Origin of the sequence: Collinsella aerofaciens (genome assembly GCF_040926405.1) — a bacterium.
In the GTDB taxonomy this organism is placed as follows: domain Bacteria; phylum Actinomycetota; class Coriobacteriia; order Coriobacteriales; family Coriobacteriaceae; genus Collinsella.
This window is the reverse complement of record NZ_JBCOIG010000012.1, coordinates 1-24,829: the sequence shown is the minus strand read 5'-3', so window position 1 is coordinate 24,829 and position 24,829 is coordinate 1. Positions and strand designations below refer to the sequence as shown.

Annotated in this window: 20 protein-coding genes; 7 read left to right on the top strand and 13 right to left on the bottom strand. The window is 59.6% G+C overall.

The window, feature by feature from the left end; genetic code table 11:
* Positions 1-13: 13 nt before the first annotated feature.
* Positions 14-2,458, top strand: a complete 2,445-nt coding sequence (locus AB5758_RS05735; RefSeq protein ID WP_368141085.1) for a DEAD/DEAH box helicase — start codon at positions 14-16, stop codon at positions 2,456-2,458.
* Between the two features lie 26 nt (positions 2,459-2,484).
* Here AB5758_RS05735 and AB5758_RS05730 read toward each other — a convergent pair whose 3' ends face one another.
* The 4 genes from AB5758_RS05730 to AB5758_RS05715 form a co-directional block, all read right to left on the bottom strand.
* Positions 2,485-3,363, bottom strand: a complete 879-nt coding sequence (locus AB5758_RS05730; RefSeq protein WP_368152546.1) for a spermidine synthase — start codon at positions 3,361-3,363, stop codon at positions 2,485-2,487.
* The gene (locus AB5758_RS05725; protein WP_368141083.1) at positions 3,364-5,271 is read right to left on the bottom strand and encodes an elongator complex protein 3; all 1,908 of its coding nucleotides are present in this window, start codon (positions 5,269-5,271) and stop codon (positions 3,364-3,366) included.
* Between the two features lie 99 nt (positions 5,272-5,370).
* A complete protein-coding gene (locus AB5758_RS05720) occupies positions 5,371-6,267 on the bottom strand; it encodes a DUF4097 family beta strand repeat-containing protein (RefSeq protein ID WP_368141082.1) in 897 nt (298 codons plus the stop codon).
* Positions 6,267-6,983 (bottom strand): helix-turn-helix domain-containing protein, encoded by a 717-nt coding sequence (locus AB5758_RS05715; RefSeq protein WP_196032178.1) that lies wholly within the window; start codon positions 6,981-6,983, stop codon positions 6,267-6,269. The genes AB5758_RS05720 and AB5758_RS05715 overlap by 1 nt, the downstream gene beginning before the upstream one ends.
* Positions 6,984-7,202: 219 nt before the next feature.
* Between AB5758_RS05715 and AB5758_RS05710 the strand changes: the two genes are divergently transcribed.
* The 3 genes from AB5758_RS05710 (at position 7,203) to AB5758_RS05700 (ending at position 12,073) form a co-directional block, all read left to right on the top strand.
* The gene (locus AB5758_RS05710) at positions 7,203-8,123 is read left to right on the top strand and encodes a class I SAM-dependent methyltransferase (RefSeq protein ID WP_368155431.1); all 921 of its coding nucleotides are present in this window, start codon (positions 7,203-7,205) and stop codon (positions 8,121-8,123) included.
* A gap of 118 nt (positions 8,124-8,241) precedes the next feature.
* Positions 8,242-9,081, top strand: a complete 840-nt coding sequence (gene trmB / locus AB5758_RS05705) for a tRNA (guanine(46)-N(7))-methyltransferase TrmB (protein WP_368141080.1) — start codon at positions 8,242-8,244, stop codon at positions 9,079-9,081.
* A 310-nt stretch (positions 9,082-9,391) separates the two neighbouring features.
* Positions 9,392-12,073 (top strand): DEAD/DEAH box helicase, encoded by a 2,682-nt coding sequence (locus AB5758_RS05700; protein WP_368141079.1) that lies wholly within the window; start codon positions 9,392-9,394, stop codon positions 12,071-12,073.
* A 79-nt stretch (positions 12,074-12,152) separates the two neighbouring features.
* On the opposite strand, the gene AB5758_RS05695 is transcribed toward AB5758_RS05700, so the two are convergent.
* The 7 genes from AB5758_RS05695 to AB5758_RS05665 all read right to left on the bottom strand — a co-directional run bounded on the left by AB5758_RS05695 (position 12,153) and on the right by AB5758_RS05665 (position 19,049).
* Positions 12,153-13,910: a DUF2130 domain-containing protein gene (locus AB5758_RS05695; RefSeq protein ID WP_225093324.1), complete on the bottom strand. Its 1,758-nt coding sequence runs from the start codon at positions 13,908-13,910 to the stop codon at positions 12,153-12,155.
* A 139-nt stretch (positions 13,911-14,049) separates the two neighbouring features.
* The gene (locus AB5758_RS05690) at positions 14,050-14,814 is read right to left on the bottom strand and encodes a ChbG/HpnK family deacetylase (RefSeq protein ID WP_225093323.1); all 765 of its coding nucleotides are present in this window, start codon (positions 14,812-14,814) and stop codon (positions 14,050-14,052) included.
* Between the two features lie 67 nt (positions 14,815-14,881).
* A complete protein-coding gene (locus AB5758_RS05685; RefSeq protein ID WP_368155430.1) occupies positions 14,882-15,442 on the bottom strand; it encodes a metallophosphoesterase in 561 nt (186 codons plus the stop codon).
* Positions 15,443-15,493: 51 nt separating this feature from the next.
* A complete protein-coding gene (locus AB5758_RS05680; RefSeq protein WP_225093321.1) occupies positions 15,494-15,673 on the bottom strand; it encodes a hypothetical protein in 180 nt (59 codons plus the stop codon).
* Between the two features lie 18 nt (positions 15,674-15,691).
* Complete coding sequence (locus AB5758_RS05675) at positions 15,692-16,018, bottom strand: HIRAN domain-containing protein (RefSeq protein ID WP_128620442.1); 327 nt, start codon at positions 16,016-16,018, stop codon at positions 15,692-15,694.
* A gap of 422 nt (positions 16,019-16,440) precedes the next feature.
* Positions 16,441-17,820, bottom strand: a complete 1,380-nt coding sequence (locus tag AB5758_RS05670; RefSeq protein ID WP_368141078.1) for an aldehyde dehydrogenase — start codon at positions 17,818-17,820, stop codon at positions 16,441-16,443.
* 8 nt (positions 17,821-17,828) lie between these two features.
* Positions 17,829-19,049 carry an iron-containing alcohol dehydrogenase gene (locus AB5758_RS05665; protein WP_225093319.1) on the bottom strand — a complete coding sequence of 407 codons (1,221 nt, stop codon included), beginning with the start codon at positions 19,047-19,049 and terminating at the stop codon, positions 17,829-17,831.
* 256 nt (positions 19,050-19,305) lie between these two features.
* On the opposite strand from AB5758_RS05665, the gene AB5758_RS05660 reads away from it, so the two are divergent.
* Positions 19,306-19,866: a ferritin family protein gene (locus AB5758_RS05660; RefSeq protein WP_022094328.1), complete on the top strand. Its 561-nt coding sequence runs from the start codon at positions 19,306-19,308 to the stop codon at positions 19,864-19,866.
* A 242-nt stretch (positions 19,867-20,108) separates the two neighbouring features.
* Here the strand turns inward: AB5758_RS05660 and AB5758_RS05655 are convergent, their stop codons facing one another.
* Both AB5758_RS05655 and pdxR read right to left on the bottom strand, forming a co-directional pair.
* Positions 20,109-20,990, bottom strand: coding sequence for a putative endonuclease domain-containing protein (locus tag AB5758_RS05655; RefSeq protein WP_225093318.1), 882 nt, complete (start codon positions 20,988-20,990; stop codon positions 20,109-20,111).
* A 538-nt stretch (positions 20,991-21,528) separates the two neighbouring features.
* Entirely contained in the window at positions 21,529-22,968 is a 1,440-nt protein-coding gene (gene pdxR / locus AB5758_RS05650) for a MocR-like pyridoxine biosynthesis transcription factor PdxR (protein WP_006234492.1), read from the bottom strand.
* Positions 22,969-23,113: 145 nt separating this feature from the next.
* Between pdxR and pdxS the strand changes: the two genes are divergently transcribed.
* Both pdxS and pdxT read left to right on the top strand, forming a co-directional pair.
* On the top strand, positions 23,114-24,004 hold the full coding sequence (gene pdxS, locus AB5758_RS05645) for a pyridoxal 5'-phosphate synthase lyase subunit PdxS (RefSeq protein ID WP_022094325.1): 891 nt from the start codon (positions 23,114-23,116) through the stop codon (positions 24,002-24,004).
* A gap of 20 nt (positions 24,005-24,024) precedes the next feature.
* Complete coding sequence (gene pdxT, locus AB5758_RS05640) at positions 24,025-24,612, top strand: pyridoxal 5'-phosphate synthase glutaminase subunit PdxT (RefSeq protein ID WP_225093316.1); 588 nt, start codon at positions 24,025-24,027, stop codon at positions 24,610-24,612.
* Positions 24,613-24,829 lie beyond the last annotated feature (217 nt).

Genomic DNA, 24,829 nt, shown 5'->3' with positions numbered 1-24,829 from the left:
GAGAGGAGGTCCCATGAACGCTTTTGACCGATATGCCCCGTTTATCCAGGATTTCATTTACTCCCACGATTGGGAGAGTCTGCGCTCCATCCAGGTTGCGGCGGCAGATGCCATCTTCAACACGCAAGACAATGTGCTCCTGACGGCATCCACGGCATCAGGCAAAACTGAGGCGGCCTTCTTTCCCATCCTGACCGAGTTTTGGGAGAACCCGCCCGCGAGCGTGGGCGCCCTCTATATTGGCCCCCTCAAGGCACTCATCAACGACCAGTTCGTTCGTCTCAACGATCTGTGCGAAGAGGCCGATATCCCCGTCTGGCACTGGCACGGCGATGTCTCGCAGTCGCACAAGGCAAAGCTCATCAAAAAGCCGAGCGGTATCCTACAGATTACGCCCGAATCACTCGAGGCACTCCTGATCCACAAGCACATGGCAATCCCGCGTATGTTCTGCGACCTGCGCTATGTGGTCATCGACGAGGTCCACTCGCTCATGCGCGGTGACCGCGGCGGGCAGACGCTCTGCCTTATCGAGCGTCTCTCACGCATGGCAGGCGTGCAGCCCCGTCGCATTGGCCTTTCGGCCACCATCGGCGACCCCGAACGCACGGGTGCCTTTCTCTCACAGGGAACGGGACGCGACTGCGTTATCCCCCGTTTTGAGGAACCGCGCCGCGTGTGGCGCATCTCCATGGAGCACTTCTACAACTCGGGTCCCCAGGCACAGCAGCGAGGATTCGAGAGCACAGGTCCGCAGGAAGCTGAGGTGCTCGCATGCGAGCGCATTGAGACGGCACCACCCGCGGCACTGCCCGTCAGCACCCAAGGCATGCGCCCTAGCGGGCAACTCCCACAGGAGGAACGCCGCCAACGTCGCGAGCAGGCACGGGGCAAGGCTGCCCCCAAGGACAGTCGCACTTCCTCAGCCCCCGAGGGCGAAGTCGACATCCCGCAGGCAACCGAACAGGCACTGCTCAACCCCACCGACACCGCACCCGACAACGCCGACCCCGGCATGAGCTACATCTTTGAACATACCCGCGGCCGCAAGTGCCTGGTCTTTGCCAACTCGCGCGAGGAGGCAGAGGCCGTATGCTCCATGCTGCGCAGCTACTGCGAAAGCCGGCACGAGCCCGACCGCTTCCTTATCCATCATGGCAACCTCTCGGCATCGCTACGCGAGACCGCCGAGGAGCTCATGCGCGACGAGGAACAGGCACAGACAACCGTCACCACCTCCACGCTGGAGCTCGGCATTGACATCGGTCGCCTGGAGCGCGCGTTCCAGATCGATGCACCGTTTACCGTCAGCTCCTTTTTGCAGCGCATGGGGCGCACGGGACGCCGCGATCTTCCGCCCGAGATGTGGTTTGTCATGCGCGAGGAAGAGCCCGAGCCGCGCACGATGATGCCCGAGACCATTCCGTGGAAGCTCCTGCAGGGCATCGCGCTCGTACAACTCTATCGCGAGGAGAAGTGGGTCGAGCCGCCCGAGCTCGATCGACTCCCCTACAGTCTGCTCTATCACCAGACCATGTCGACGCTTGCCAGCACCGGAGAGCTCACGCCGGCCGAACTTGCCCAACGCGTGCTCACGCTCAGTTATTTCCACCGCGTCTCAGCCGATGACTATCGCGTACTGCTGCGCCACCTCATCAAGATCGACCACATCCAGGTCACCGAGGGCGGCGGGCTGATCGTGGGCCTCGCGGGCGAGCGCATCATTAACAACTTTAAGTTCTACGCTGTGTTCCAGGAAAACGAGGAGTTTACCGTTCGCAGTGAATCGGCCGAGCTGGGCACGATTGTCAACCCGCCACCGCCCGGTGAGCGCATCGCCATCGCCGGACATTGCTGGATTGTCGAAGAAGTGGACTGGAAGCGTCACACCGTCTTTGCCACGCAGGTCAAGGGCCGTGTGCCGGCCTACTTTGGCGACTGCCCCGGTGACATCAACACACATGTACTCGAGCGCATGCGCCAAGCGCTCACTGAGCACGCAGCATATCCGTACCTTATGGGTAACGCACGGGCTCGCTTGGCGCAGGCTCGTCATACCGCCGAGATTTCGGGCGCGGGAACTAAGCCGCTCATCAACCTGGGTGGCGACACCTGGGTGCTCTTCCCCTGGTTGGGCAGCTACGCCTTTTTGGCGCTCGAGCGCATGCTCAAGATTAAATGCGCCGCGGAGCTTGGCCTTCGCGGACTCGATCCGTCGCGCCCGTACTTTATGCAGTTTAAGATGAAGGCCGACGAGGAGACGTTCTTTGAGGTGCTCGCCGCCGAGGCCGAGAAGGACTTCGATCCCATCGAGCTCGTCTATCCCGGCGAGGTGCCTTACTTTGATCGTTACGATGAGTTCGTTCCCGAAGAGCTCGTGCGCAAGGGCTTTGCCGAAGGCGTGCTCGACATCGAGGGTATGAAGCAGCGCGTCCTCAGCTGGCGCGACCACGCCTAAGACCAGTCTTTTTGGGACGGGGAGATTTACTTGTCGTGAAGGACGGTGCCGAGGAACTCAGCGTCGAAGGGCACGGCTTCGGCAAAGGCGTAGTCGCCGTCGCTGGCGATGAGCAGGTAGTTCTCCTCGCCGCCGAACTCCATATCGCCACATGGGACCACCCAGGCGTGGGCGAACACCTCGAGCGCCGTGGCGGCGCAATCGCGCAGGAACGTCACGTCGCTCCCCTCGTTCGCGCTCACGATATTGGCAACGTAGATACCCCCAGGGTTCAGGCTGCCTCGCACCAAACGCAACGCCTCAACCGTCGCCAGCTCGCGTACGGGCTCGGCACCGCCAAAGCAATCACTCACGACCACATCGTAGCGACGATGGCCCACGCTCGTCACACCCAGATACGAGCGAGCCTCAGCGGTAATCACCCGCAAGCGGTCGCCCACCGCGCGCTCCAGCTCGTCCAGGTAGAACCAGCGGCGCGCCAGGCGCGTAATCTCTCCGTCATACTCGATGACGTCCATGCGCAAGCCCGCGTGTGACATCAGGGCGAACTTAGGATAAGCAAACCCGCCGCCGCCCAGCATAAGCATGCGGTCGATACCATGCCCGCAAGCATCACGCATTGCGTCCTCGGCCTCAAACACATCGTCAAATGCGCGATAGTACGCAAAGACCGGCTCCGCCCAACGCTCGCCAACGTAGCTTGCGCTTTGGTAGACGCCGCCTTGCACCAAGACGCGAATCTCATCGTCGCTCTCATTGTGCACGCGTTTCACACGCGCCAACCCATTGCGGGTTCGCGCAACCTGCAGACAGGCAGCACGAACAGCGACAGCAGCCGCACCAAGCGCCGCGGCTCCCAGAGCAACGCCGGCAACGACGCCGGCAGAAACACTCGGCTTGTTCATCTAGAGCTCCTTTTGCAGATAAAGGCCATGGTCATAAAATCCAAGATGGCGATAGTACTCGCGTGTGCCAATCGCGCTAATCACGTTGATGCGCGCATAGCCCGCGTCCCGAGCAATATGGCACGCACGCTCCACCAGCGACCGTCCCAATCCATGGTGCTGGGCCGCCTGGCCTTGATCCCCCACGCGCGCCGCCATGCCATACACGTGTACCTCGCGAATCATCGCCTCGTCCGGCATCGTCGGCAACTCGTCCGCATGTGCGGCAACAAAAGCGCGATCGGGCAGCGACAACCGCAAAAAGCCCGCGATCTTGCCCTGCGGCGTCACCCACTGCAAAAAGCGCTCGCGCGTCACCGGCGTCTCGTACGCCACTTCTTCGTCAAGGGTCAACTCGTCCAGGTCGGCACCCGCCGTGCTGATCTCGCGATAGCGAATCTCACGCACCGTCGCACCATCACCCCGAGCAGCCAGGCGGTTCTCAACGAGCTGGCGCAGGTTGGGCTTCTTGTTGCCCACCATGATGTCGTCGGAGCTAAAGTCGCGGATCATGCGACTGATGCGGCAGAACGCCGGTGTCACCACGATGTCGTCGGCCAGCACATCGAGCAGCTCTTCCTCGGTATAGGGACGCCACTCGCCGCGCTCATAGCAACCCACCAGACGCGAGCCCTCGATGAGCGCACACGGGTAGACCTTGACCTCGTCGGGCATAAAGGCCCCCTCGGTCATAAAGCACTCGTAGTCACGCTTGTCCCCCTCGGGCGTGGCGCCCAGCAAGTTGAGCATAAAATGCGCGTGGATCTTAAAGCCAAACAGGCGTGCAAGCGAAAACGCCCGCTCAATCTGCGCCACCGAAATGCGACGCTCGTTGATATCGAGCAGGTGCTGGTCGAGGCTCTGGATGCCCATCTGGATCTTGGTGCAGCCCAGGCGGCGGATGAGCGTGAGGGCCTGTGGCGTCACGGCATCGGGACGCGTCTCGATAACGAGGCCCACCACGCGATGCTTCGCCGTCTCGTTGATGCGCTGCTGACGTTCAAGCTCCTCCATCGTGGCCGTCTGCCACTCGGCGACCTGGCCCCACGGCGTACCGGGACCGTACAGACGACGCATCGCGCGGTTATAGCCACCCACGGCAGCATCCACACGCCCTTGCTCGTCGGCAACGCCGGTAGCGAGCTCGGCCTCGTCGGTCGCAATACCGGCAGCCCGATAGCGCTCGCGGCGCTCCGCTACCACCGGCGGCAGCGCATCGGCGGGCGCGTCATCGAGCAGGCGCCCCGCCTCGGCACGGCTGATGCCCGGACGCGCCAACATGGGATTAGCCGCCACACCAGCCACGGCATCGTCATTGAGCGCACGGAAGAGCTCCGACATAAACCATGCCTGATACCCTTGCGGATAGTCGCTCCAGGTACCGCCAAGCACAATGAGCTCGATCTTATCGGTCGCATGCCCCATTTGAGAAAGCGCCGTCAAACGGGCACTCACCTGCAGATACGGGTCGAAGCAGTTTTGCTCCGCACGGGCGCACGCCGGCTCGGCATGCAGATAGCTTTTAGGCATGCGCAGATCGTTGGGGCAAAACAGGCAATCGCCCGAGCACGGCCAGGGCTTGGTGATGACGGTAATGGTCGCCACGCCCGAGGCCGTGCGACGAGGCTTCATACGCAGCACCTGCAGCAGTCGACGTTCCAGCTCGGCATCGACATTCCACCCAGCCCAACGAGCCGGCTCCTCACGTTTTACCCGCTGGTAAAACGGCAGCAGACGGCGCTTGGCCAAATCGCGTTTGTCGGCACCCTCACGGCGCGCCTCGGCATGTATCAGTTTGACGAGCGCTTTGTCGTCCACGTTCTCGCCATGACGCAGGGCCTCGAGTATGTTCAAGATAATCTGTTCCATGCCCCCATTGTAAAGGCAAAGGCGCCGGAGCCGTTCTCGGCTTCGGTGCCTTCATCAAACAGCGCGTCTATATCTTCGCCTAGGCTTTCGTCTGCCTCACTACTCCGAATCAAACGACATGTCGCCCGAACCGACCTCAAAACGATACGTAGCAGACTTATCCCCGTTATCGAATTCAAGATTCAAAATGGTCTCGCCATCGTAGCCAAGCGGAAGGAAATCGCTCTCGAAGTCGCCGCTGCCCAAGGTGAGGCTCGCCTTAAAGCCCGTAGAGTTCGGAACCGTCATCTCCACATCGCCCGAGCCCACACTCACGTCCATCGACTTCGCGGGGGCCTGATAGAGCTCGAACGTCACATCGCCCGAACCGACCTCAGCGCTGAGCGCATCAGTCACGCTGCCCGTAAACTCTACATCTCCCGCACCCAGGAAAAGGTCGAAACCATCACAGATGACACCGACAATCTGCAGATCACCCGAGCCCACGTGCGCGTTGACTCCCTTCAGATGTTCGGCAACACGGCGCGGCAGCTCGACCGTAACCGAGCGGTCAATTGCCTTACCGTCATCACTTCCAAACTGGGAAACCTTGAGCGTCGAGTCCTCGACGGATGCGATGTTTTGCGTCGCGGCCTTGGAGGCATCCATACCCTTGGCAACGCGCCCCCGCTCGATAACGCGAGCCTTGTTGCCATCAACAACCTTGACGTCCACCGAAGCCGCATTGATATCGAAATCGAGGTAGCGGAACTCATCGGCATCAAAAGTCATGCTCGAAAGTTGCTGAGGCCGAGCGGAATAGCTGCCGTCGTCCAAGAGATCGTCATCGTCAAACATATCGCCAAAATCAGACAAATGGCCAGATAGAATACCGGTCGTACGCACCATATCGGAATGAGCCAATAGCCGCGAAGTGCCAAAGACAAGTCCGATGATGAGCGCAAACGCTCCTATGCCAATGCCCAAGCGCACCTTGGATTCATGCGAAAGCTTCATCATTCACCACCCTCTTTGGCAATCGGCTCAGCGGTAGTCGCGGTAGCCACGTCAGTATCAACCGGAGCGGAAACATTCTGAGCCCTAGCGACCGCCGGTGCCGGACCAACCTGAATATCCCCGCGCGCCCAATCACCATCGAGCGCACGCGCTACCCAGTGATAGATGGGAATCGTAAAGAAGATCAGCGCGGCAAAGGGGCCGGCACCAAACAGGAACATCAGCAAAAAGAACAGCAGCCAGCATACGGCCCAATACGGGAACGACTGGAACGGGCCCTTCACCGGAGTCGAGCCAACCGCGGTGCCACTCGTCGCCTGCGCCGTAGCGGCATTGGCGGCCTGCGCACTCCAGCTTGCCGCTTGCGCCGCCTTGGCCGCAGCATCACTCGCCTGCGTTGCCGCCTCGGTAGCGCGCGCCGCCGCCTCATGGGTGCGTGCGCGCTCTGCCGCCTCGGCCTCGCGCTGACGAGCGCGGTCCTCGTTCTCAAACTCGATATCGTCCTCAATCTCATCGCTCGGATTGAGCAGCTCGTCCAGACTCACACCATAGAGCTTGGCGAGCGAGATCAGGTTCTCGGTATCGGGCGAGCTCTCCGCACGCTCCCATTTACTGACCGCCTGGCGCGACAGCCCCAGCTTTCGCGCCAGCCCTTCTTGGCTAAAGCCCTTGCTGCGGCGAAGGTCGGCGAGCCGCTGCGCAGTTTCTACATTCATGGTTCCTCCTTTGTGATGCCAGCCGTGCCGCCGGACCGTTTTTGTTCTTAAGGCGCCTTGCACAGTTAAAAATCTATCCGCCACCGCCAAAAGCATGCCACCTATTCTAGTGAGATTTTTGACAACCGGCGGTTGCGGGCACATATGAGCTGCGGAAATGTGTCCAAACAAAGCAATGACCCACGGCTCGGTTGTCCCCGTTGCGGCGTTAACGGTAGTATGGTCGTACTGTTTATTCCGCACCGCCAACGGAGGGAGTTCCGCGCCGTGAACCGCGATTTCGCCTCATCGCTCATCCAGCTCAACAATACGTTCTATCGCGAGCACTCCGCTTCCTTTTCCGATACGCGCCAGGCCCCGTGGCCCGGCTGGGTGCGCACCATGGATATCGCGCTCGAACAGCTCGACGTCGCCACGATCGAGCATCCCGTCCGCGTCTTCGATCTTGCCTGCGGCAATATGCGATTCGAGAACTTTGCCGCCGGCGGCGCACTTGCCGCCAAGGGCGTCGACGGCGCAAACCCCTCGGCAGATGCCAGCTGCCCGTTTGAGTTCTATGGTGTTGACTCGTGTCAGGATTTGGCTATCGATGCGCACGGTCACGCCCTGCGCATTCCCAACCTGCACTTCCAGGAACTCGACGTGCTCGACGCCCTCATGAAGCTCAACCCCGCCGAGACGCCCAACGTGCTTTTCGACGCCCCGCTCGCCGATATCTCGGTCTGCTTTGGCTTTATGCACCACGTGCCGTCGTGCGAGTACCGCGTACGCGTGCTCGACGCCCTGGTGCGGCAAACGCGCCCAGGCGGCATCATCGCCATCAGCTTTTGGGAGTTTATGAACGACGAGCGCATGGCGCGCAAGGCCGTTCGAGCCGAAGCCCGCGCCGAGCTCACCCCGCCGTTTGAGGGTTACGATTCCGTGCAGTTTGAAGCCGGCGACCACCTCATTGGCTGGCAAAACGACCGCCACGCCTACCGCTATTGTCATCACTTTGACGATCAGCAGATCACCGACCTGGTGCGCGGCGTGCGTACGTTCTACAAGAGCGGCGAGGTCCCCGTGCGCGAGCTTGAGCGTTTCCATGCTGACGGTCGTAGCGGCGAGCTCAACCGCTATGTGATTCTCAAGCGTCTGTAGGCACCGACGACTCGCCGCCGAGCCGCACCGCATCTTTCGGGCAAACTATGCCCACCTTTTTTCAACCCATTGACGGAACGCGCAGTTATGCGTTCCATACTTATGACCAAGGAGCCTCATGGGAGCCGTCCACGTTCGCACGCCTAAGAACTTTGTGCTCGAGGAGCGCTTGGAGCGCTACGCCGATGCGATTGAGACGAACCCCGAGGCATATGCCGGGGATTGGCGCGAGGCCTGCGCGCCAGTTGGCAGCAAGCCCTTCGAACACCTTCACCTGGATCTTGGCTGTGGCAAGGGAACGTACCTGGTAGAGCGCGCCACCCGCGAGCCGAACACGCTCTTTGTCGGTATGGACCAGGAGCCCATCTGCATCGCCTATGCCGCACAGAAAATCTGCGAGCAGGAACTGACCAACGCACTCGTCCTGCCCCGAGGCGCCACATCGCTGCCGCAGCTGTTTGCCGCAGGCGAGCTCGATGCCATCACCGTTAACTTTCCCACGCCGCAGCCCAAGGCCAAGTACGCCAAAAAACGACTCGTCCATGTCGACCATCTGATGCTCTATCGCCCGCTCTTTTCAGCCGGCGCCACCGTCACGCTGCGAACCGACAGCAAGCCATTGCGCGACTACGCCCTGGGGCAGTTTGCCGCGGCCGGCTACGGCACGCTTTGGGTTAGTGACGACGTCCGCCGCGACCATCCCGAGCATCCCGAGACCGAGTACGAGTGCCGCACGCGCGAGATGGGTGCTGTCGCCTACGGCATTTGTGCCACACCCGGCGAGAAGCCTACCGAAGAGCAACTCGCAGCAGGCCGAGCGCAGGAGCAAAGCCTTGCCTGCTACCTGCCCGATAACCTCGATGAGCTTACCTATGTGCCCCTCGGCATGGAAGAGGCCGTCGAGAACTTTAAAAACCGCGCCCGCAAGGGCAAGAAGCGTCTGCCGCAAGAGTCCTAGGGGCTTCTGATGGTCGCGACGTCGGCAAACAAGCGCGAATAGGCGCCGGCGAACGACCCTCAAGCCTAAGTGAGTAGACTTTTTTGCAATAGCCAAGCACAACCCGCGTAGCGAAAAATAAAACCGCAGGTAGAGCCCTTGTGCAAAAGCCATGTGCTCGCGACATCGCAAAAAGTCTACTCACTTAGCTGGCAACCGCACCAAACGGCCGGGCAGAACGCCCATTTCCTGCATTTTCTCGCGCGCTGGCACCCCGCGCCGCTGCTACGCCATAATAGTTGGCGGACAAACGGCGAGAGAAAGCAACCACATGGCACAGACCACGACAGATACTTCCGCCAGCACCGTTTCTGGCGCCGGCGCCGCCAGCTCGTTCTCGGGCGGCACGGGAACCGAAGCCGAATTCGGCTCGCTCGGCGCGCTCTCCCCCACCTGGTGGGAGCCCGAGGATGGTAGCGAGCCCGAACCATGGCTCACGCCCGATCAGGCCTTCGAACGCTTCTTTGAATGGACAAGCGACCGCGGTATTGAGCTGTGGGACCACCAGGAAGAGGCCCTCATGGATCTAGCCGCCGGTGACCATGTCATTTTGGGAACACCGACCGGATCGGGCAAGTCGCTTGTCGCGCTAGGCATGCTCTTTATGGGCATGGCACAGGGCAAGCGCTGTTATTACACGGCCCCCATCAAGGCTCTGGTCAGCGAAAAGTTTTTCGACCTTGTGCAGGTGCTCGGCCGCGATAACGTCGGCATGATCACCGGCGACACGCATATCAACACCAAGGCGCCCGTCATCTGCTGCACGGCAGAAATCCTTGCCAACGATGCACTGCGCGAGGGCGAGGGCGCCGACGTGGGCTGCGTCGCCATGGACGAGTTCCACTATTTTGCCGACCCCGACCGCGGCTGGGCCTGGCAGGTGCCACTGCTCACCCTGCCTCACACGCAATTCATGCTCATGAGCGCCACGCTCGGCGATGTCACTGCCATCGCCGCCTCACTCGAGGAACACACCGGCGCTACCTGCGACCTGGTCGTCGATGCCCCACGCCCCGTGCCGCTGAGCTACGACTACGTGACGACCTCCCTCGAGGGCACCGTCGAGCTCGCGATGCGCGGCGGAGAGGCCCCGCTCTATATCGTGCACTTTAGCCAGGATGCCGCCCTTGCGACGGCACAGTCGCTCGCCAACTTTGGCATTGCCAGCAAGGAGCAGCGCGAGGCCATCAAGGAGGCGGCCAAGGGCACGAGCTTCTCGACGGCCTTCGGCAAGATCCTCAAGCGTTTGCTTGGCTGCGGCGTCGGCGTGCACCACGCCGGTATGCTGCCGCGCTATCGCCTACTGGTCGAACGCCTGGCGCAGCAGGGCCTACTGCCCGTCATTTGCGGCACCGACACACTCGGCGTCGGTATCAACGTGCCCATCCACACCGTGGTGCTCACCGCGCTCACCAAGTTCGATGGCTACAAGATGCGTCGCCTGCGCGCCCGCGAGTTCCATCAGATTGCCGGTCGCGCCGGCCGCTCGGGCTTCGATACCGAGGGCATGGTCATCGCCGAGGCACCCGAGCACGAGATCGAGAATGCCAAGCTTATGGCCAAAGCGGGCGACGACCCCAAAAAGCTCCGTAAGATTAAAAAGAAGAAGGCCCCCGAGGGCTTTGTCACCTGGAACAAGCAGACCTTTGAGCGCCTGATCGAGACGCAGCCCGAAACGCTCAAGCCGCGCCTTCGCATCACACACTCCATGGTGATTAGCGTGGTCGAGCAGGGCGGCGATGCCCGTGCCCGCGTACACGACCTCATCGAGACAAGCCTGCAGACCCCCGAGGAAAAGACCAAGCTCGAGGTTCGCGCCGACGAAATCTTCGCCACGCTCATCGACTCCGGCGTCGTCGTGCGCACCGAGGTGCCGCCCGCGCCCGACGCCCCGACTGACGCCGCGCCGGACATCGACTATGCACTGACGGTCGATCTGCCCGAGGACTTTGCGCTCGACCAGCCGCTCTCGCCGTTCTTGCTTGCCGCATTGGAGCTGCTCGATCCCGAGAGCGAGACCTATACCATGGACCTGATCTCGATGGTCGAGGCAACGCTCGAGGATCCCAAGCAGGTGCTGCGCGCACAGGAGCGCGCCGCACGCGATCGCGCTATGGCCGAGATGAAGGCCGACGGCATTGAATATGAGGAGCGTCTGGAGCGCATTCAAGACGTCACGCACGAAAAGCCGCTCGAGGATTTGCTCGACGCCGCTTTTGACAAGTACTGCCAGGAGGTACCCTGGGCAAACGACTACCAGCTCTCTCCCAAGAGCGTCCTGCGCGATATGCTGGAGAGCGCGAGCGACTTTAAGGGCTATATCCAAAAGCTCGGCATCGCCCGCTCCGAGGGCATTTTGCTACGCTACCTGGCAGAGGCTTACCGTTCGCTTGACCGCACCGTACCCATTGAGAAGCGCGACGAGCGCCTGCGCGACATTATCTCGTGGCTGGGCTTTGTGGTGCGCTCGGTGGACTCGAGCCTGGTGGACGAGTGGGAGAACGCCGGCAATCCGGCTGCCCTCGACGCCGCGCCGCCGCAGGGCATCGACGAGGTCGTGGCGGACCGCCGCGGCTGCACGCTGCTGGTGCGTAATGCGCTCTTCCGCCGCGTAACCCTTGCCGCTCGCGAGCACGTTCGCGACCTGGGCGAACTCGACGACGACTGGGGCATGAGCGAGATCCGCTGGCAAAAGGCGCTCGATGCCTACCACGAACAGCACGAGGAGATCCTCACCGACGGAGATGCCCGCAGTGCCGCGATGTTTTCCATCGATGAGTCCGATGAGAAGACCGCGCACGTGTGGCACGTGCATCAGATCTTTGCCGACGAGGAAGGCGACCACGACTTTGGCATCATGGGCGATGTCGATCTGGACGCCACGCAAGACGGCGGCGAGGTCATCTTCAAAAACTACCGCGTCGGTTTTATCGAGGACCTGCTCGAGGACTAACCGAACATACTGGAACGAAACGAAGCGGGGCCGTTGGCAATATCGCCAGCGGCCCCGCTTTTGCACTAAACGCTATGCCTTACTCGGCATCCTCGACCTCATACGAATCCGCCTCGGCTGGTTCATCACCTGTCTCCGGCGCAGCCTCACGTGCCTCGTCAAAGGCAGCCTTCATGGTCTTGTTGCCCCACGTGAGCTTTCGAATGGTGAGTTCATCGGCTTTGTTGTGGGCCAGACGCAGATTCTCGGTACTGCGACGCAGGTCGTCCTTGGTCTTCTCGAGCTGCTTAATGGCGGCATCGATCTCCTTAATCGCCGACTCGAACTGCTTACTCGCCAGGTTGTAGTTGCGCGAGAAGCCGTCCTTGAACTTCTCCATCTTGGCTTCGAAGTTCGTAACATCGATATTCTGCTGTTTGTACTCCGCCAGCTCCTGCTTATAGCGCAGCGAACCCATGGCGGCGTTGCGCAGCAGCGTGATCATGGGAATGAAGAATTGCGGGCGGATCACGTACATCTTCTCATAGCGGTAACTCACGTCGACAATACCCGCGTTATAGAGCTCGCTCTCGGGCTCCAGCAGGGTGCAGAGCACTGCATACTCACAGCCCTTCTGTCGGCGATCGTGGTCGAGCTTCTTAAAGAAGTCCTCGTTCTTGTGCTTGGTCGCGGTCTCGTCGTTCTCGTTTTTCATCTCGAACATGATCGAGATGATCTCGTTGCCGCTCGCGTCGCACTCGCGGAAGATAAAGTCGCCCTTGGTACCCTCGGACGCATCGTTATCTTTCTCGAAGTACGCGTTAGGAAACGCCGTCATGCGCAGACGGTTAAACTCGGTCTCGCAGTGCTGCTCGAGCGACTCGCCCACCATCTTGGTGGACAGGCGGACCTTCATGTCCTTAAGGCGCTCAATCTCTTCATCCTTGTAGCGGATCAGCTCATCGCTCGCACGCTTGGCTTGAGCAAGCTCGAGCTCATGTGCCGCCTTTGCCTGTTCCTCGCGCGAATCGCGCACTGCCAGCTCACTCGTCAGTTTCGCACGTGCCTCGTCGCGCTCTCGCTCCGCCGCGGCGACTGCCTCCGACAGGTTCATTTTTGCCATCAGCTCCTGCTCGCGCAGCTGGGCACGCAGACCCTCAGCCTCTTGCTCAGATTGTACCTTTGCGGCGGAAAACTTCTCCTGTACCGTCGCGCGGTAGTCAGCAAGTGCACGTTCGGCCTCGCTGCGAGCGGCATCGAGATCACGCTGCGACTCTGCCGCGGCAGCGGCAAGCGCCATCTCCTGAGCCTTGTCCGCTGCGGCAAGCCTGGCCTGCAGCTCGGCAATCTGGGCATCACGTGCAGCTAAATCGTTTTGAGCAGCGTTGCGCGCCGCCGACTCGGCAAGCTTGGCTTCGTCATCTTTGCGCCCCAGCTGCGCACGCAAATTGTCGATCTCGCGCTGAAGCTCAGCATTCTCCTTCTGAGCATCGGCACGGGCCTCAACCGCCGCACGCTGGCTTGCGCTCTCGCGCTCTGCGGCAGCGCCCTCGAGCTTGGCGCGCAGCTCGACAAGCTCGGCATCGCGCTTGGCGACCTCTTGTGCCAACTCCCGAGCCGCAGCATTCTTCTGCTCAACGAGTTGTGCATCGCGCTGAGACTCCGCCTCCTGCAGGGCAGCCGTCGAACGCGAGCGCTCAAGCTCCAGCGCCTGCTCGCCCTCGCGCTGGACCGCCTTCACACGCTCGTCCAGGTCGCGCGAGAACTCAGCATCGCGCACCTGTTTGACGATGTCCGCATAGCCGGACGCATCGACCTTAAAAACTTCGCCGCAATGCGGGCACTTGATCTCGTTCATAACAGCTCCTCGATGGACGCAAATTTCAACCGCCTACACTCTACCGCGCCGCACGGACAAAAAAGGCGCCGCCACCATAATGGCAACGGCGCCAGAACCACCGCAAAGGTGCCTGTTCCCCTTGTGTTGGCTTGAGCTCTTACAGGTCGCGATAGTCGATCAGGCGAAGATCGGGTTGAGACTCGAGCCAAGCGCGCAGCTCAGGATCGATCAGCGCATCGACTTCCTTGGTACGATCAGTCGTAAGCGAGCTGTTCTCGAGGATAAAGCGATCAAGATAGCCCGGGTGACACACAAAAACGACCGTCTCGCCGTCGGATATCTCGCGAACCGTCTGCATAATCGAGTCCTTGGGTTCGTAGCCCGGCTCCATCGAATGCATCACCATGCGCAGGTCGGTATCTCCGCAATGCACCACCGCCGTGGGGTCGAAGCTTGCCTTTTGCTCCTTAAGGCCCAGCTCCTGGGCAACCGCCGAGATCGCTCGGTTAAGGTTTTCGCTCATGACGGCATGGGCCTCAAAGTAATCGGGCTCGCGGCCCACAATCTCGACAAAACGGTCGTGCTGTGCGCGGATCTCGATGCAGGCCTCGTCGAAGTCTATCAGCTCCTCACCGCGCTTAAAATGCTCACGGAAGGTACGGCTGCTATGGAACTCGCCGCTCTCGTTGAGCATGCTCGGGATGAGCGCCGGATCGGCGCACGGCTTGCCCAGGCACACGTTGGTATGCTGGCCCACTGCAATATCGGCATCCGCCACGAGCGACCACCCACGCTCGGCCTCGGGCATATTTGGCATAAGGCCCGCCGAGCGCACCAAGCCCTCGTTGACGCTGCGAGCAATCCCTAAGTCAACGGCATACGAATACCCGATATCATCGGCACGAATAAGCAATTGCTTCATAACGACTCCAATCTATGTGAAAACCACCACAAAAGTTCACTGTCCCCTTTGTGGTGGTTCTGGCACCCTATAGCCCAAAGAAGCTAAGAATCTGGTCGCGGCTTACGGGCTTGTACTCGTTGGCGTCGAGGCCCACATCGTAGCGGTAAATGGGGCGCTCGCGATCGCGGTTGCGCGCGTTGGTGCGGTCTCCCCTGCTGTGGATATGCCCGTGCAGCATGATGGCGCCACGCGCCTTGCCATTCCAGCTAAGCATGGGGTAGTGGCTCATAACCAGACGATGGCCCTTGGCATAGCCGGGGGCAATCTCCAGATAATCACGCACGTCTTCCCAAATTTGCGGCACGTCGGGATCTTCCCAATCGCCGTCATGGTTACCACGGATGAGCGTCACGTTTTGGCAGGCAATACGCTCGCGCAGGCGCACCGCCTCCGCCAGGGGCAAACGATAGGTAAAGTCACCCAGAATGTAGAGACGGTCATCCACAGCCACGCACTCATTGATGGCATCGATGACCTTGCGATTCATCTCCTCGACCGAGCCAAACGGCCGGTCCATGTCGTGCAAGATATTCGTATCGCCCAGGTGCAGATCGGCGGTAAACCACATCATCGTCTCTGTCCTCATTTCGCAACGTGTTCAACTCGTGCTAAGTATACAGACGCAGCGATGCGGCGGTTATCCAAAGAACCCGCCGAACAGTCCGCGGCGGCGCTTGTCTTGCTTTTTCGAAGCGTCACCCTGGGTATTCTTATCCTGCCGCTTCTTACAATCCCGCTCCAACTCATCGTCATCGAGTAGCATATCCCACTCAAACGGATCGTCTGTCAGATCGAACTGGTCGTCGTCATCAAACATGGCAGTCTCCCTTACCGATTAGCGTGCATCCACCACGTAGAGTCCAACACGCACCTGATGCCACGGGCTGCGCTCGGGAGCAACCTGTTGCACGCGGGCCTCAAATACGTCCTCATGGCCGTAATACATCATCAAGGACAGCGGGCCGACCTCGTTTCCCGGAACATAGCCAAGCTTGGTGTTGCCACAGTAAATCGCAACCGCCTCGGGATCATGGGGATTATCGCGCTCGGCGCACAGCGTCAGTTTATCGCCCACTTTAAGATCGCCTAGGACCAAAGCGCCGTCGGCATATTGAAATCCTGCGATATGAAATGACAGAAGAACACGTGAAGGCTCGTACATGGCAACTCCTCTAACGGCCGGATAAACCAACGCTTAACCTCACTGAGAAGTTTACGGGCCCGTGCGGACACGAATTCACCCGCTCGCGCCTTTCACCCAGTTGCCGCAACGCTTGCGAGACAGAGCGCTTGCAGATAAGATAGGGGTACGGATGGCACCCGTGGCAGCGGGTCTTGCCAACTCCGATACACGTTTTCATCGTGAGAAGTGGCCGTCTTCGCTTACGCGGGGGCGGCTATTTCATTCGGCCGATAAACAGGCCGAGTTCGATAGCCGCGATTAACAACGCCAGTAACGAAATAACATCGCTTACGTTCATACCAATTCCCTTCTAAAGGGAGTTGGCCCATCCGTACCCCATAGCAGTAGTCTAACGTTAATGACAGGTAATAGGAACACTTGTTCGTATTACCTGCCATTTCCTAATGCACAAACATGCGCACAAATTTGTGCTTCCAGCTTGCGTAGGGCGCATACCGAAACGGCACGTCCAGCCACGTTGCCTTGTTCACGATGCTCTTCTTATGGCTAAACGTATCGAAGCTCTCGCGGCCATGGTACTGCCCCATGCCGCTCGCGCCCATGCCGCCAAAGCCCATATGGCTCGTAGCCAGATGCATGATCGTGTCGTTGACGCAGCCGCCGCCAAAGGGCACGTAGCGCACAAAGCGCTGCTGAACCGCGCGATCCTGACTAAAGATATACAGGGCCAGCGGCGTCGGACGATCCGTAATAAACGCTTCGGCCTCGTCTAGGCTCTCAAACGTCAGCACCGGCAAGATGGGGCCGAAAATCTCCTCCTGCATCACGGCGTCCTCAGGCGCCACGCCGTCTAGGATCGTCGGCTCAATTTTGAGCGACGACTCGCGCGCCGTTCCTCCCAGCACAACCTTATCGGGGTCGATCAGCCCGCGCACGCGCGCAAAATGCTTGGCGTTGACAATATGACCGTAGTCCTCGTTGTCGAGCGGGTGCTCGCCAAACATGCGACGGACCTCCTCCTTGATGAGACCCAACAGCTCATCGTGCACGCGCACGTCGACCAGCAGGTAGTCGGGCGCCACGCAGGTCTGGCCCACGTTGAGCCATTTACCAAATGCGATACGCCGCGCCGCGACCTTCAGGTTTGCCGTCGCATCCACGACACAGGGGCTCTTTCCGCCCAGCTCAAGCGTCACGGGCGTAAGGTTTTTACTCGCGCGCTCCATGACGAGCTTGCCAACCGGAACACTACCGGTAAAGAAGATCTTGTCCCAGCACTCATCGAGCAGCGCTTGGTTTTCGGCGCGCCCGCCCTCGACAACCGTCACCAGGCGCGGATCAAATGCCTCTTCACAGATTTGCTTGAGCACCGCACTCGATGCCGGAGCATAGGCACTCGGCTTGATGACCACGGTATTGCCCGCGGCAAGAGCCCCGGCGAGTGGCTCGAGCGTCAGCAAAAACGGATAGTTCCAGGGCGCCATGATAAGCGTGACGCCATAGGGCACGGCTTGCGTTTTGCACACGCTCACGGCGTTAGCGAGGTCACACGGACGCAGGCGCGGACGACTCCATCGAGCCACATGAGCGATGTGATGACGAATCTCGGAAAGCGACGTGCCGATCTCGCACATATAGGCCTCGTCATGCGACTTTCCCAAATCGGTCTTGAGCGCATGGGCAATATCGGCCTCGTGGGCCCGCACCGCATCGCGCAGGCGCACCAGTGCGCGGCGGCGAGCATCGACATCAAACGTAGCGTGCGTCTTAAAGTAGGTGCGCTGATCGCCGACGATGCGCGCAATTTCCTCGGTGTTCATGGACCCTCCTAGTTCTCGTCCTCAAACATACCACCTGCAACAACTTCGTACATATGCTCGAGCTCCAGGCGGTCCATCAAAAGCGGAACGGGGTACAGCGGATTGGCCTCGGCATCGGCATGTGCCGCCATTTGCGGAATATCGGAGCGGCGAATACCCGTCACATACTTGGGAATGTCCAAGGCGGCGTTCATTCGATCGACCCAATCGATAAAGGCCTCGGCCGCCAGGCTGTCCTGCGCGTTAACCGGCGCGATGCCGGCCATGCGGGCGAGATCGGCGAGCTTGGGAGCAGCAGCTTCGCCATAGGCGCGAAGCATATGCGGCAGGATAATGGCGTTAGCCAAGCCGTGCGGAATCCCGTAACGCCCGCCCAAGCTGTGTGCGATGGCATGAACGTATCCAACATAGGAGCGCGTAAAGGCAACACCCGCCTTATACGCCGCCGCAAGCATATTGCGACGTGCGTGCATGTTGTCGCCATGCTCATAGGCCTCGAGCAAATTGTCGTGGATGAGCTGAACCGCCTGTCGCGCCATCTTGCGCGTATAGGGCGTGGTGCTTCGCCCGATAAAGGCCTCGACGGCATGCGTCAGGGCGTCCATCCCCGTCTGCCCCGTAATGGAGGCGGGCAGGCCGCGCGTAAACTCGGGGTCGCGCACCGCAAGGCGCGGGATAAGCACAAAGTCGTTAATGGGGTATTTATAGTGCGTCTCGTCATCGGTGATAACCGCCGCGAGCGTGACTTCGCTTCCCGTACCGGCGGTAGTGGGAACCGCAATAAGCAGCGGCAGGAGACGGTGGACGCGCAACAGGCCACGCATCTTGTTGATGGGCTTGTTTGGCTGCGCGATACGTGCCCCCACGCCCTTGGCACAGTCCATGGCCGATCCTCCGCCAAAGCCGATAATGGCCTGGCAGTCGTTCTCTCGATACAGGGACGCCGCTTCCTCCACGTTTGAGACCGTAGGGTTCGCACGCGTTTCGGCATAGACCGTAACACCAATCCCCTGAGCCGTAACCGCACGCTCGAGTGATGCCGTGAGCCCCAGACGGGCAATGCCGGGATCCGTCACGATAAGGACCTTCTGGATCGAGCGCTTTTGAAGCACTGTGGGCACATCCTCGGCATGCTCTAAAATGTGCGGCTCGGTATAGGGCAGGATCGGCAATGCAATGCGAAAAACCGTCTGATATGTTCGGCACCAGGCACGACGGGCTAGATGCATAAAGGAAACTCCCTCATTTGTTGATTGGTCAACATTTGCTCGACCGATTGTACTCAGCGACGGTCAAAGACGGCCTGCCAATCGTTAATCAATCAACATCTTCATATCTCAAAATTGTTTTATTAAAAATCATTCCTAATAGGCTTCACATTTGGTTGCATTTATGGATAATAGAACTCGTCAAGACGCACGTCCGGAGAGGGCCCTTACGGGACCGGACGAGCGCGCAATCGCCATCGATCGAAAGGATCGAATCATGAAGTTTGTTTGCCCCGTTTGCGGTTATGTGGAAGAGTTCGACGGCGACCAGCTGCCCGAGGATTTTAAGTGCCCCCAGTGCGGCGTTCCCGGTTCTCGTTTCCTGAAGCAGGAGGAGGGCCAGCTCGAGTGGGCCGCCGAGCACGTCGTGGGCGTCGCCAAGATGGAGGGTGTCTCTGAGGACATCGTTGCCGACCTGCGCGCCAACTTTGAGGGCGAGTGCTCTGAGGTCGGTATGTACCTGGCCATGGCTCGCGTCGCTCATCGCGAGGGCTATCCCGAGATCGGCCTGTACTGGGAAAAGGCTGCCCACGAGGAGGCCGAGCATGCCGCCAAGTTCGCCGAGCTCCTGGGCGAGGTCGTGACCGACTCCACCAAGAAGAACCTCGAGATGCGCGTTGAGGCCGAGAACGGCGCCACCGCCGGCAAGACCGATCTTGCCAAGCGTGCCAAGGCCGCCGGCCTCGATGCCATCCACGACACCGTGCACGAGATGGCTCGCGACGAGGCCCGCCACGGCAAGGCTTTCGCCGGCCTGCTCAAGCGCTACTTTGGCTAAGCCAACCGCCTGAGACATAACCTCAAGCTCGATGAGGCCCGGACCGTATTGGTTCGGGCCTTTTTCGTGCCTCACGAACTTGTTAACGCCCTGAAATAGGACCGCCTTCGGCATCGGCTTCTCGTCAAAAACTAAGTGAGTAGACTTTTTGGAACTTGCCGAGCACACCACCCATATTGCTTTATAAAGCCGCAGGTAAATGACTTGTTGCAAAACGGCCTGGTCGCCAAAGTGCTAAAAGCCTACTCACTTAGAACCGCAGCCGTCCACGATCGAGCCATTTTGTGTCTAGCGGGCATCTTTCCGTCGATTACTCCCAATTTTGTCCAGTCAACGAATAGTTCAGACCGGAGTAATGCCTCAGCCCTTTGCTCATCTGAGCTTTTATCACGATATTCAGCATCGAGCATCCTGCATACGGCCTTAACGATCGCGCGGAATCTATCCTCATCCGATATCTGTCTGTATGTCAGGAGAAGCACATCGTAGCCCATGGCCTGAAGGGCCGTCATGCGGTCAGCGTCACGCAAGCCATCCCCTGCGCGTCCGTGCGAGGCCTTTCCCTGACATTCAATGGCCACCTGTCGCCTACCGTCCGGTGAAGAAAGAAGTAGGTCGATATATACACGGGACTTTCCCACAATCGCTCGAGCACTTGTGCCTAGCATCACTTCAACATTAAGCTCTATGTCGCAAAAACCTTCGCCTCCCAGGGATCGCGGCAGTGCAAGTAGCAAATACGCCTCGACCTCAAAAGGCGACGCGGCACCCAATGGAACGAATTGCGATACCGCCATAAATCTATTGCCGTAACGCATCCCGCAAACATCTGAACAAAAACGGTCAAGGTCTCTGCCCAAAACCAAAGCGTCTCGACGCCATAAATTTGAAGCGGTGCCGTCCTCGGACGGGCAGCGCACCCAACCCAACGTCGTCGAAATCGCGCCCGAATCAATTGCACGCGTAAGCTCCGCCTCAAGTGCCGCCGGCAGAGCACACACCGCAAACAGGCCGCACATCTCCGCCAACACAAAAAGAAGCTGAAGATCCGTCAGATGCCGCGACATGATGAATGCCGTCAGTAGAGGAGACGTAATCAAAAATCCATGCTCCGTTTCCAGCACGGATTCCCTGGGGGGCTCACCAAGGAACAGCCGCTGCCTAATGCTGGTAGGACAAGTCCGTTTGTTTCTCGTCTGAACCAATGTATACAACGGAAAACCGAGCGCGACCGCAGCCGTCGGGTTGCGGGCGAGATCATATCGCTGCCGGTCTTCTTCCGGTCGTGGAAGCGGCGGACACAGAGCGCGGACCTGAGGGGGCAAACGCCAGTACCTAAAAGCCGATATGTCACAAAGTAGATCTTTCATAGGCACAGGAAAACACGAATTTCAACCCAGTCAGTCACGCATTGGCGCGAACGCGCCAAAAATGGTGCCGAACGGACTGCCAAGTTTTCAACAGCCCTCCCCAACTGGCCAAAAGCTTGCCGAGAGCTGGACGAAGTTCTGTTGAAAACCCCATTTTTTTCTCATGCAGAAACTTTGCGCGACAAGTGAGTAGACTTTTTTGAACATCCCGAGCAGCCCGGTCATCCTGCTTTTCAAAACCGCAGGTAGATAGCTTGTTACAAAACTGCCTGGTCGCCAAAGTTCCAAAAGCCTACTCACTTAGGTTGCAGAGTGCTCCCATTAGCTGCGATTCCAAGGTATTTAGCGCTTTTGGACTCAAATCGTCATACTGAACAAGAATTTGACTTGAGTTTTCAGGGACAGATGCGCCATCGGCACACCAATAACAGTCACTGATATCGACAAAAGGGATACTCGAGCGCGTGAGGGCCCGCACAAAAGAGCTTCCGCCCGCTCCACGCTCCGCAACCACGATACAGTAAAGGCCCGCGTCTGCATGCTCGATCGAGACCTCTCCTGCCGGAAATACCTTCCGCACAAGCGCCATCAGGCCATCACGCGCCTCGCGAGCACGAACGCGCACGCGGTTCACATGTCGCTCGTAATCACCCGATTCCAGCAAACGCGCCAAAGCGACCTGATCAACAGAGCTCACCGACGAGGCGTAGAAACCAAGGTTGCGCCTAAACCGCTCCATTAACTCATCGGGCAACACCATGTACGCCAAACGCAACGCCGATGAAAGGCTCTTCGAAAACGTGTTGGTGTAGATAACCGACTGGGCGGCATCGATCGACGCGAGCGCGGGAATCGGCTTCCCGGCAAGGCGAAACTCACAATCAAAGTCATCTTCGATGAGATACCGACCTGGTCGCTCGGCGGCCCAGCTCAGAAGCGCATAGCGCCGCGCAATGCTCGTCACAAGGCCGGTCGGATACTGATGGGACGGCATCAGATGAAGTACATCGGTCCCGGTTTTCTGCAGAGCGCTCAAGTCCACGCCCTCATCATCCAACGGGATATGTCGAACTTTGCAGCCCATAGCCTGATAGATGCGCGTCAGACGTAAATAGCCCGGGTCCTCAACGGCATACACCTTGTCAGCGCCAAGCAACTGAACCAACATGGTATCGAGCAGCTGGGCGCCCGCGCCGATAACAATGTTATTGGGATCGACATTCATGCCCCTTGTCCCACGCAGGTGGTGAGCAATTGCGCGTCGCAGCCGAGCGGTGCCCTGCGCCGGTGCGGGCGAAAAGATTTCGCGCTCATCTTCGGATGCCAGCGTCGCCCGTAGTGCGCTTTGCCAAAGCCGCGCCGCCTCCAAAGCGGAAGGAGAAAGTGCATCGAATCGCTCGACCTGTCCGTTGACATCATGCGCGCTGGGACCCGCAGAGGCGGCATCTCGGTCGATGCCCTCCGCAGCCGAAGCCAAAACCGGTGCATCCGGAAGCTCGCAAGCGTAGTAGCCACGACGCGGCATTGAGCAAATATAGCCCTCGGCAAGTAACTGGCTATATGCATTCTCGATGGTAATGACACTGATTCCCAGATGACTGGCAAAGGCGCGCTTAGACGGAAGATGCTCCCCCGCCGCAATACGTCCAGCAACAATATCATCTCGAATTTTCTGGTAAACATACTCATAAAGCGATGCTTCGCCGCGTTTTTCCAAATTGTAGTCAAGCATGAGCCTATCACCTGACCTTATTAAGCCATTCAATCTGGTATTAGTCTGACCTTGTTATTATCTTGAAAACTGAGTATTTCGCCATACCCAGCTCCCCGATAGGATGTTCCGTCAAGCAATGCACATGCCAACCAAGGGAGCAACCATGGCAGAACAGACCAGCAAGGCCGATCGCGTCAAACTCAATCGCGAGCTCGCGCAGATGCTCAAGGGCGGCGTCATCATGGACGTCACCACACCCGAGCAGGCGCGCATCGCCGAGGAGGCAGGCGCCTGCGCCGTCATGGCACTCGAGCGCATTCCGGCCGATATCCGTGCCGCGGGCGGCGTCTCGCGCATGAGCGACCCCAAGATGATCAAGGGCATCCAGGAGGCCGTCTCCATCCCTGTTATGGCCAAGTGCCGCATCGGGCACATTGTCGAGGCGCAGGTCCTGCAGGCCATCGAGATCGATTACATCGACGAATCCGAGGTTCTCTCCCCCGCCGACGATGTCTACCACATCGACAAGACCCAGTTTGACGTCCCGTTTGTCTGCGGTGCCCGCGACCTGGGCGAGGCGCTGCGCCGTGTTGCCGAGGGCGCCACGATGATCCGCACCAAGGGCGAGCCGGGCACGGGCGACGTGGTCCAGGCCGTGCGCCACATGCGCAAGATCCAAAAGCAGATCCGCGACGTTGTTGCCCTGCGCGATGATGAGCTCTTTGAGGCAGCCAAGCAGCTGCAGGTTCCGGTCGAGCTGGTGCGCGAGGTCCATGCCACGGGCAAGCTTCCCGTCGTGAACTTTGCCGCCGGCGGCGTAGCGACCCCCGCCGACGCCGCGCTGATGATGCAGCTGGGCGCCGAAGGCGTCTTTGTGGGCTCGGGCATCTTTAAGAGCGGCGACCCGGCCAAGCGCGCCGCCGCCATCGTCAAGGCCGTGGCCAACTTCACCGACGCCAAGCTCATCGCTGAGCTTTCGGAGGACCTGGGCGAGGCCATGGTGGGCATCAACGCCGACGAAATTGAGATCATCATGGAGGAGCGCGGGCGCTAGTCCAGCAGAAAGGATCGCACATGAGCGATTACGCAGACCAGACGGTCGCCGTGCTGGCGGTCCAAGGTGCTTTTGCCGAGCACGAAGCGAGGCTGTCCGAGCTGGGCGCACACTGTATTGAGCTGAGGCAGGCGGCTGATTTGAAGCAGGACTTTGACCGTCTGGTACTTCCCGGCGGCGAGTCTACCGTTCAAGGGAAGCTGCTTGATGAGTTGGGCATGCTCGAGGAGCTTCGTGCCCGTATCGCTGAAGGCATGCCCGTCCTGGGCACCTGCGCCGGCCTGATTCTACTGGCTCACGACCTTGCAGCCCACGACGATAAGGGGACGCCGCGCCTGGCAACCATGGATGTACTTGTCGAGCGCAATGCCTACGGCAGGCAGCTCGGCAGCTTTCGAACCAAGGGGCAGGTAGCCGGCATCGACGGTGAAGTGCCGCTGACGTTTATCCGCGCGCCCCGCATCGTCGAGGTCCACGGCGACGCCAAGGCCTTAGCGAAAGTCGACGAGCGCATCGTCGCCGCCCGCCAGGGCAACCAGCTCGGCGTAACCTTCCACCCCGAACTCGACGAAGACACCCGCCTCCACGAACTGTTCCTACAAATGTAGGCAGAAAACAAACGAGCGTGGATTTTCGGACGCATAGCAAATGAGAGTGGATAATCTCCCACTTTGAGCTTGAATGCAGGCTCAAACCGGGAGATTATCCACTCTCATGCTATGCAGTCATTTAAGAACGTCCCCAATGAGGCTTATAGGACAAAATGTGTGTCCCGATAGAACATCCGTTTCTATCCATTAATCAAGCCAGAACGGGTACGGGTCC

Coding starts and splice junctions, on each gene's coding strand:
- AB5758_RS05735 (WP_368141085.1), top strand. CDS start 14: ATGAACGCTTTTGACCGATATGCCCCGTTTATCCAGGATTTCATTTAC.
- AB5758_RS05730 (WP_368152546.1), bottom strand. CDS start 3,363: ATGAACAAGCCGAGTGTTTCTGCCGGCGTCGTTGCCGGCGTTGCTCTG.
- AB5758_RS05725 (WP_368141083.1), bottom strand. CDS start 5,271: ATGGAACAGATTATCTTGAACATACTCGAGGCCCTGCGTCATGGCGAG.
- AB5758_RS05720 (WP_368141082.1), bottom strand. CDS start 6,267: ATGAAGCTTTCGCATGAATCCAAGGTGCGCTTGGGCATTGGCATAGGA.
- AB5758_RS05715 (WP_196032178.1), bottom strand. CDS start 6,983: ATGAATGTAGAAACTGCGCAGCGGCTCGCCGACCTTCGCCGCAGCAAG.
- AB5758_RS05710 (WP_368155431.1), top strand. CDS start 7,203: ATGGTCGTACTGTTTATTCCGCACCGCCAACGGAGGGAGTTCCGCGCC.
- trmB (WP_368141080.1), top strand. CDS start 8,242: ATGGGAGCCGTCCACGTTCGCACGCCTAAGAACTTTGTGCTCGAGGAG.
- AB5758_RS05700 (WP_368141079.1), top strand. CDS start 9,392: ATGGCACAGACCACGACAGATACTTCCGCCAGCACCGTTTCTGGCGCC.
- AB5758_RS05695 (WP_225093324.1), bottom strand. CDS start 13,910: ATGAACGAGATCAAGTGCCCGCATTGCGGCGAAGTTTTTAAGGTCGAT.
- AB5758_RS05690 (WP_225093323.1), bottom strand. CDS start 14,814: ATGAAGCAATTGCTTATTCGTGCCGATGATATCGGGTATTCGTATGCC.
- AB5758_RS05685 (WP_368155430.1), bottom strand. CDS start 15,442: ATGAGGACAGAGACGATGATGTGGTTTACCGCCGATCTGCACCTGGGC.
- AB5758_RS05680 (WP_225093321.1), bottom strand. CDS start 15,673: ATGTTTGATGACGACGACCAGTTCGATCTGACAGACGATCCGTTTGAG.
- AB5758_RS05675 (WP_128620442.1), bottom strand. CDS start 16,018: ATGTACGAGCCTTCACGTGTTCTTCTGTCATTTCATATCGCAGGATTT.
- AB5758_RS05670 (WP_368141078.1), bottom strand. CDS start 17,820: ATGAACACCGAGGAAATTGCGCGCATCGTCGGCGATCAGCGCACCTAC.
- AB5758_RS05665 (WP_225093319.1), bottom strand. CDS start 19,049: ATGCATCTAGCCCGTCGTGCCTGGTGCCGAACATATCAGACGGTTTTT.
- AB5758_RS05660 (WP_022094328.1), top strand. CDS start 19,306: ATGAAGTTTGTTTGCCCCGTTTGCGGTTATGTGGAAGAGTTCGACGGC.
- pdxR (WP_006234492.1), bottom strand. CDS start 22,968: ATGCTTGACTACAATTTGGAAAAACGCGGCGAAGCATCGCTTTATGAG.
- pdxS (WP_022094325.1), top strand. CDS start 23,114: ATGGCAGAACAGACCAGCAAGGCCGATCGCGTCAAACTCAATCGCGAG.
- pdxT (WP_225093316.1), top strand. CDS start 24,025: ATGAGCGATTACGCAGACCAGACGGTCGCCGTGCTGGCGGTCCAAGGT.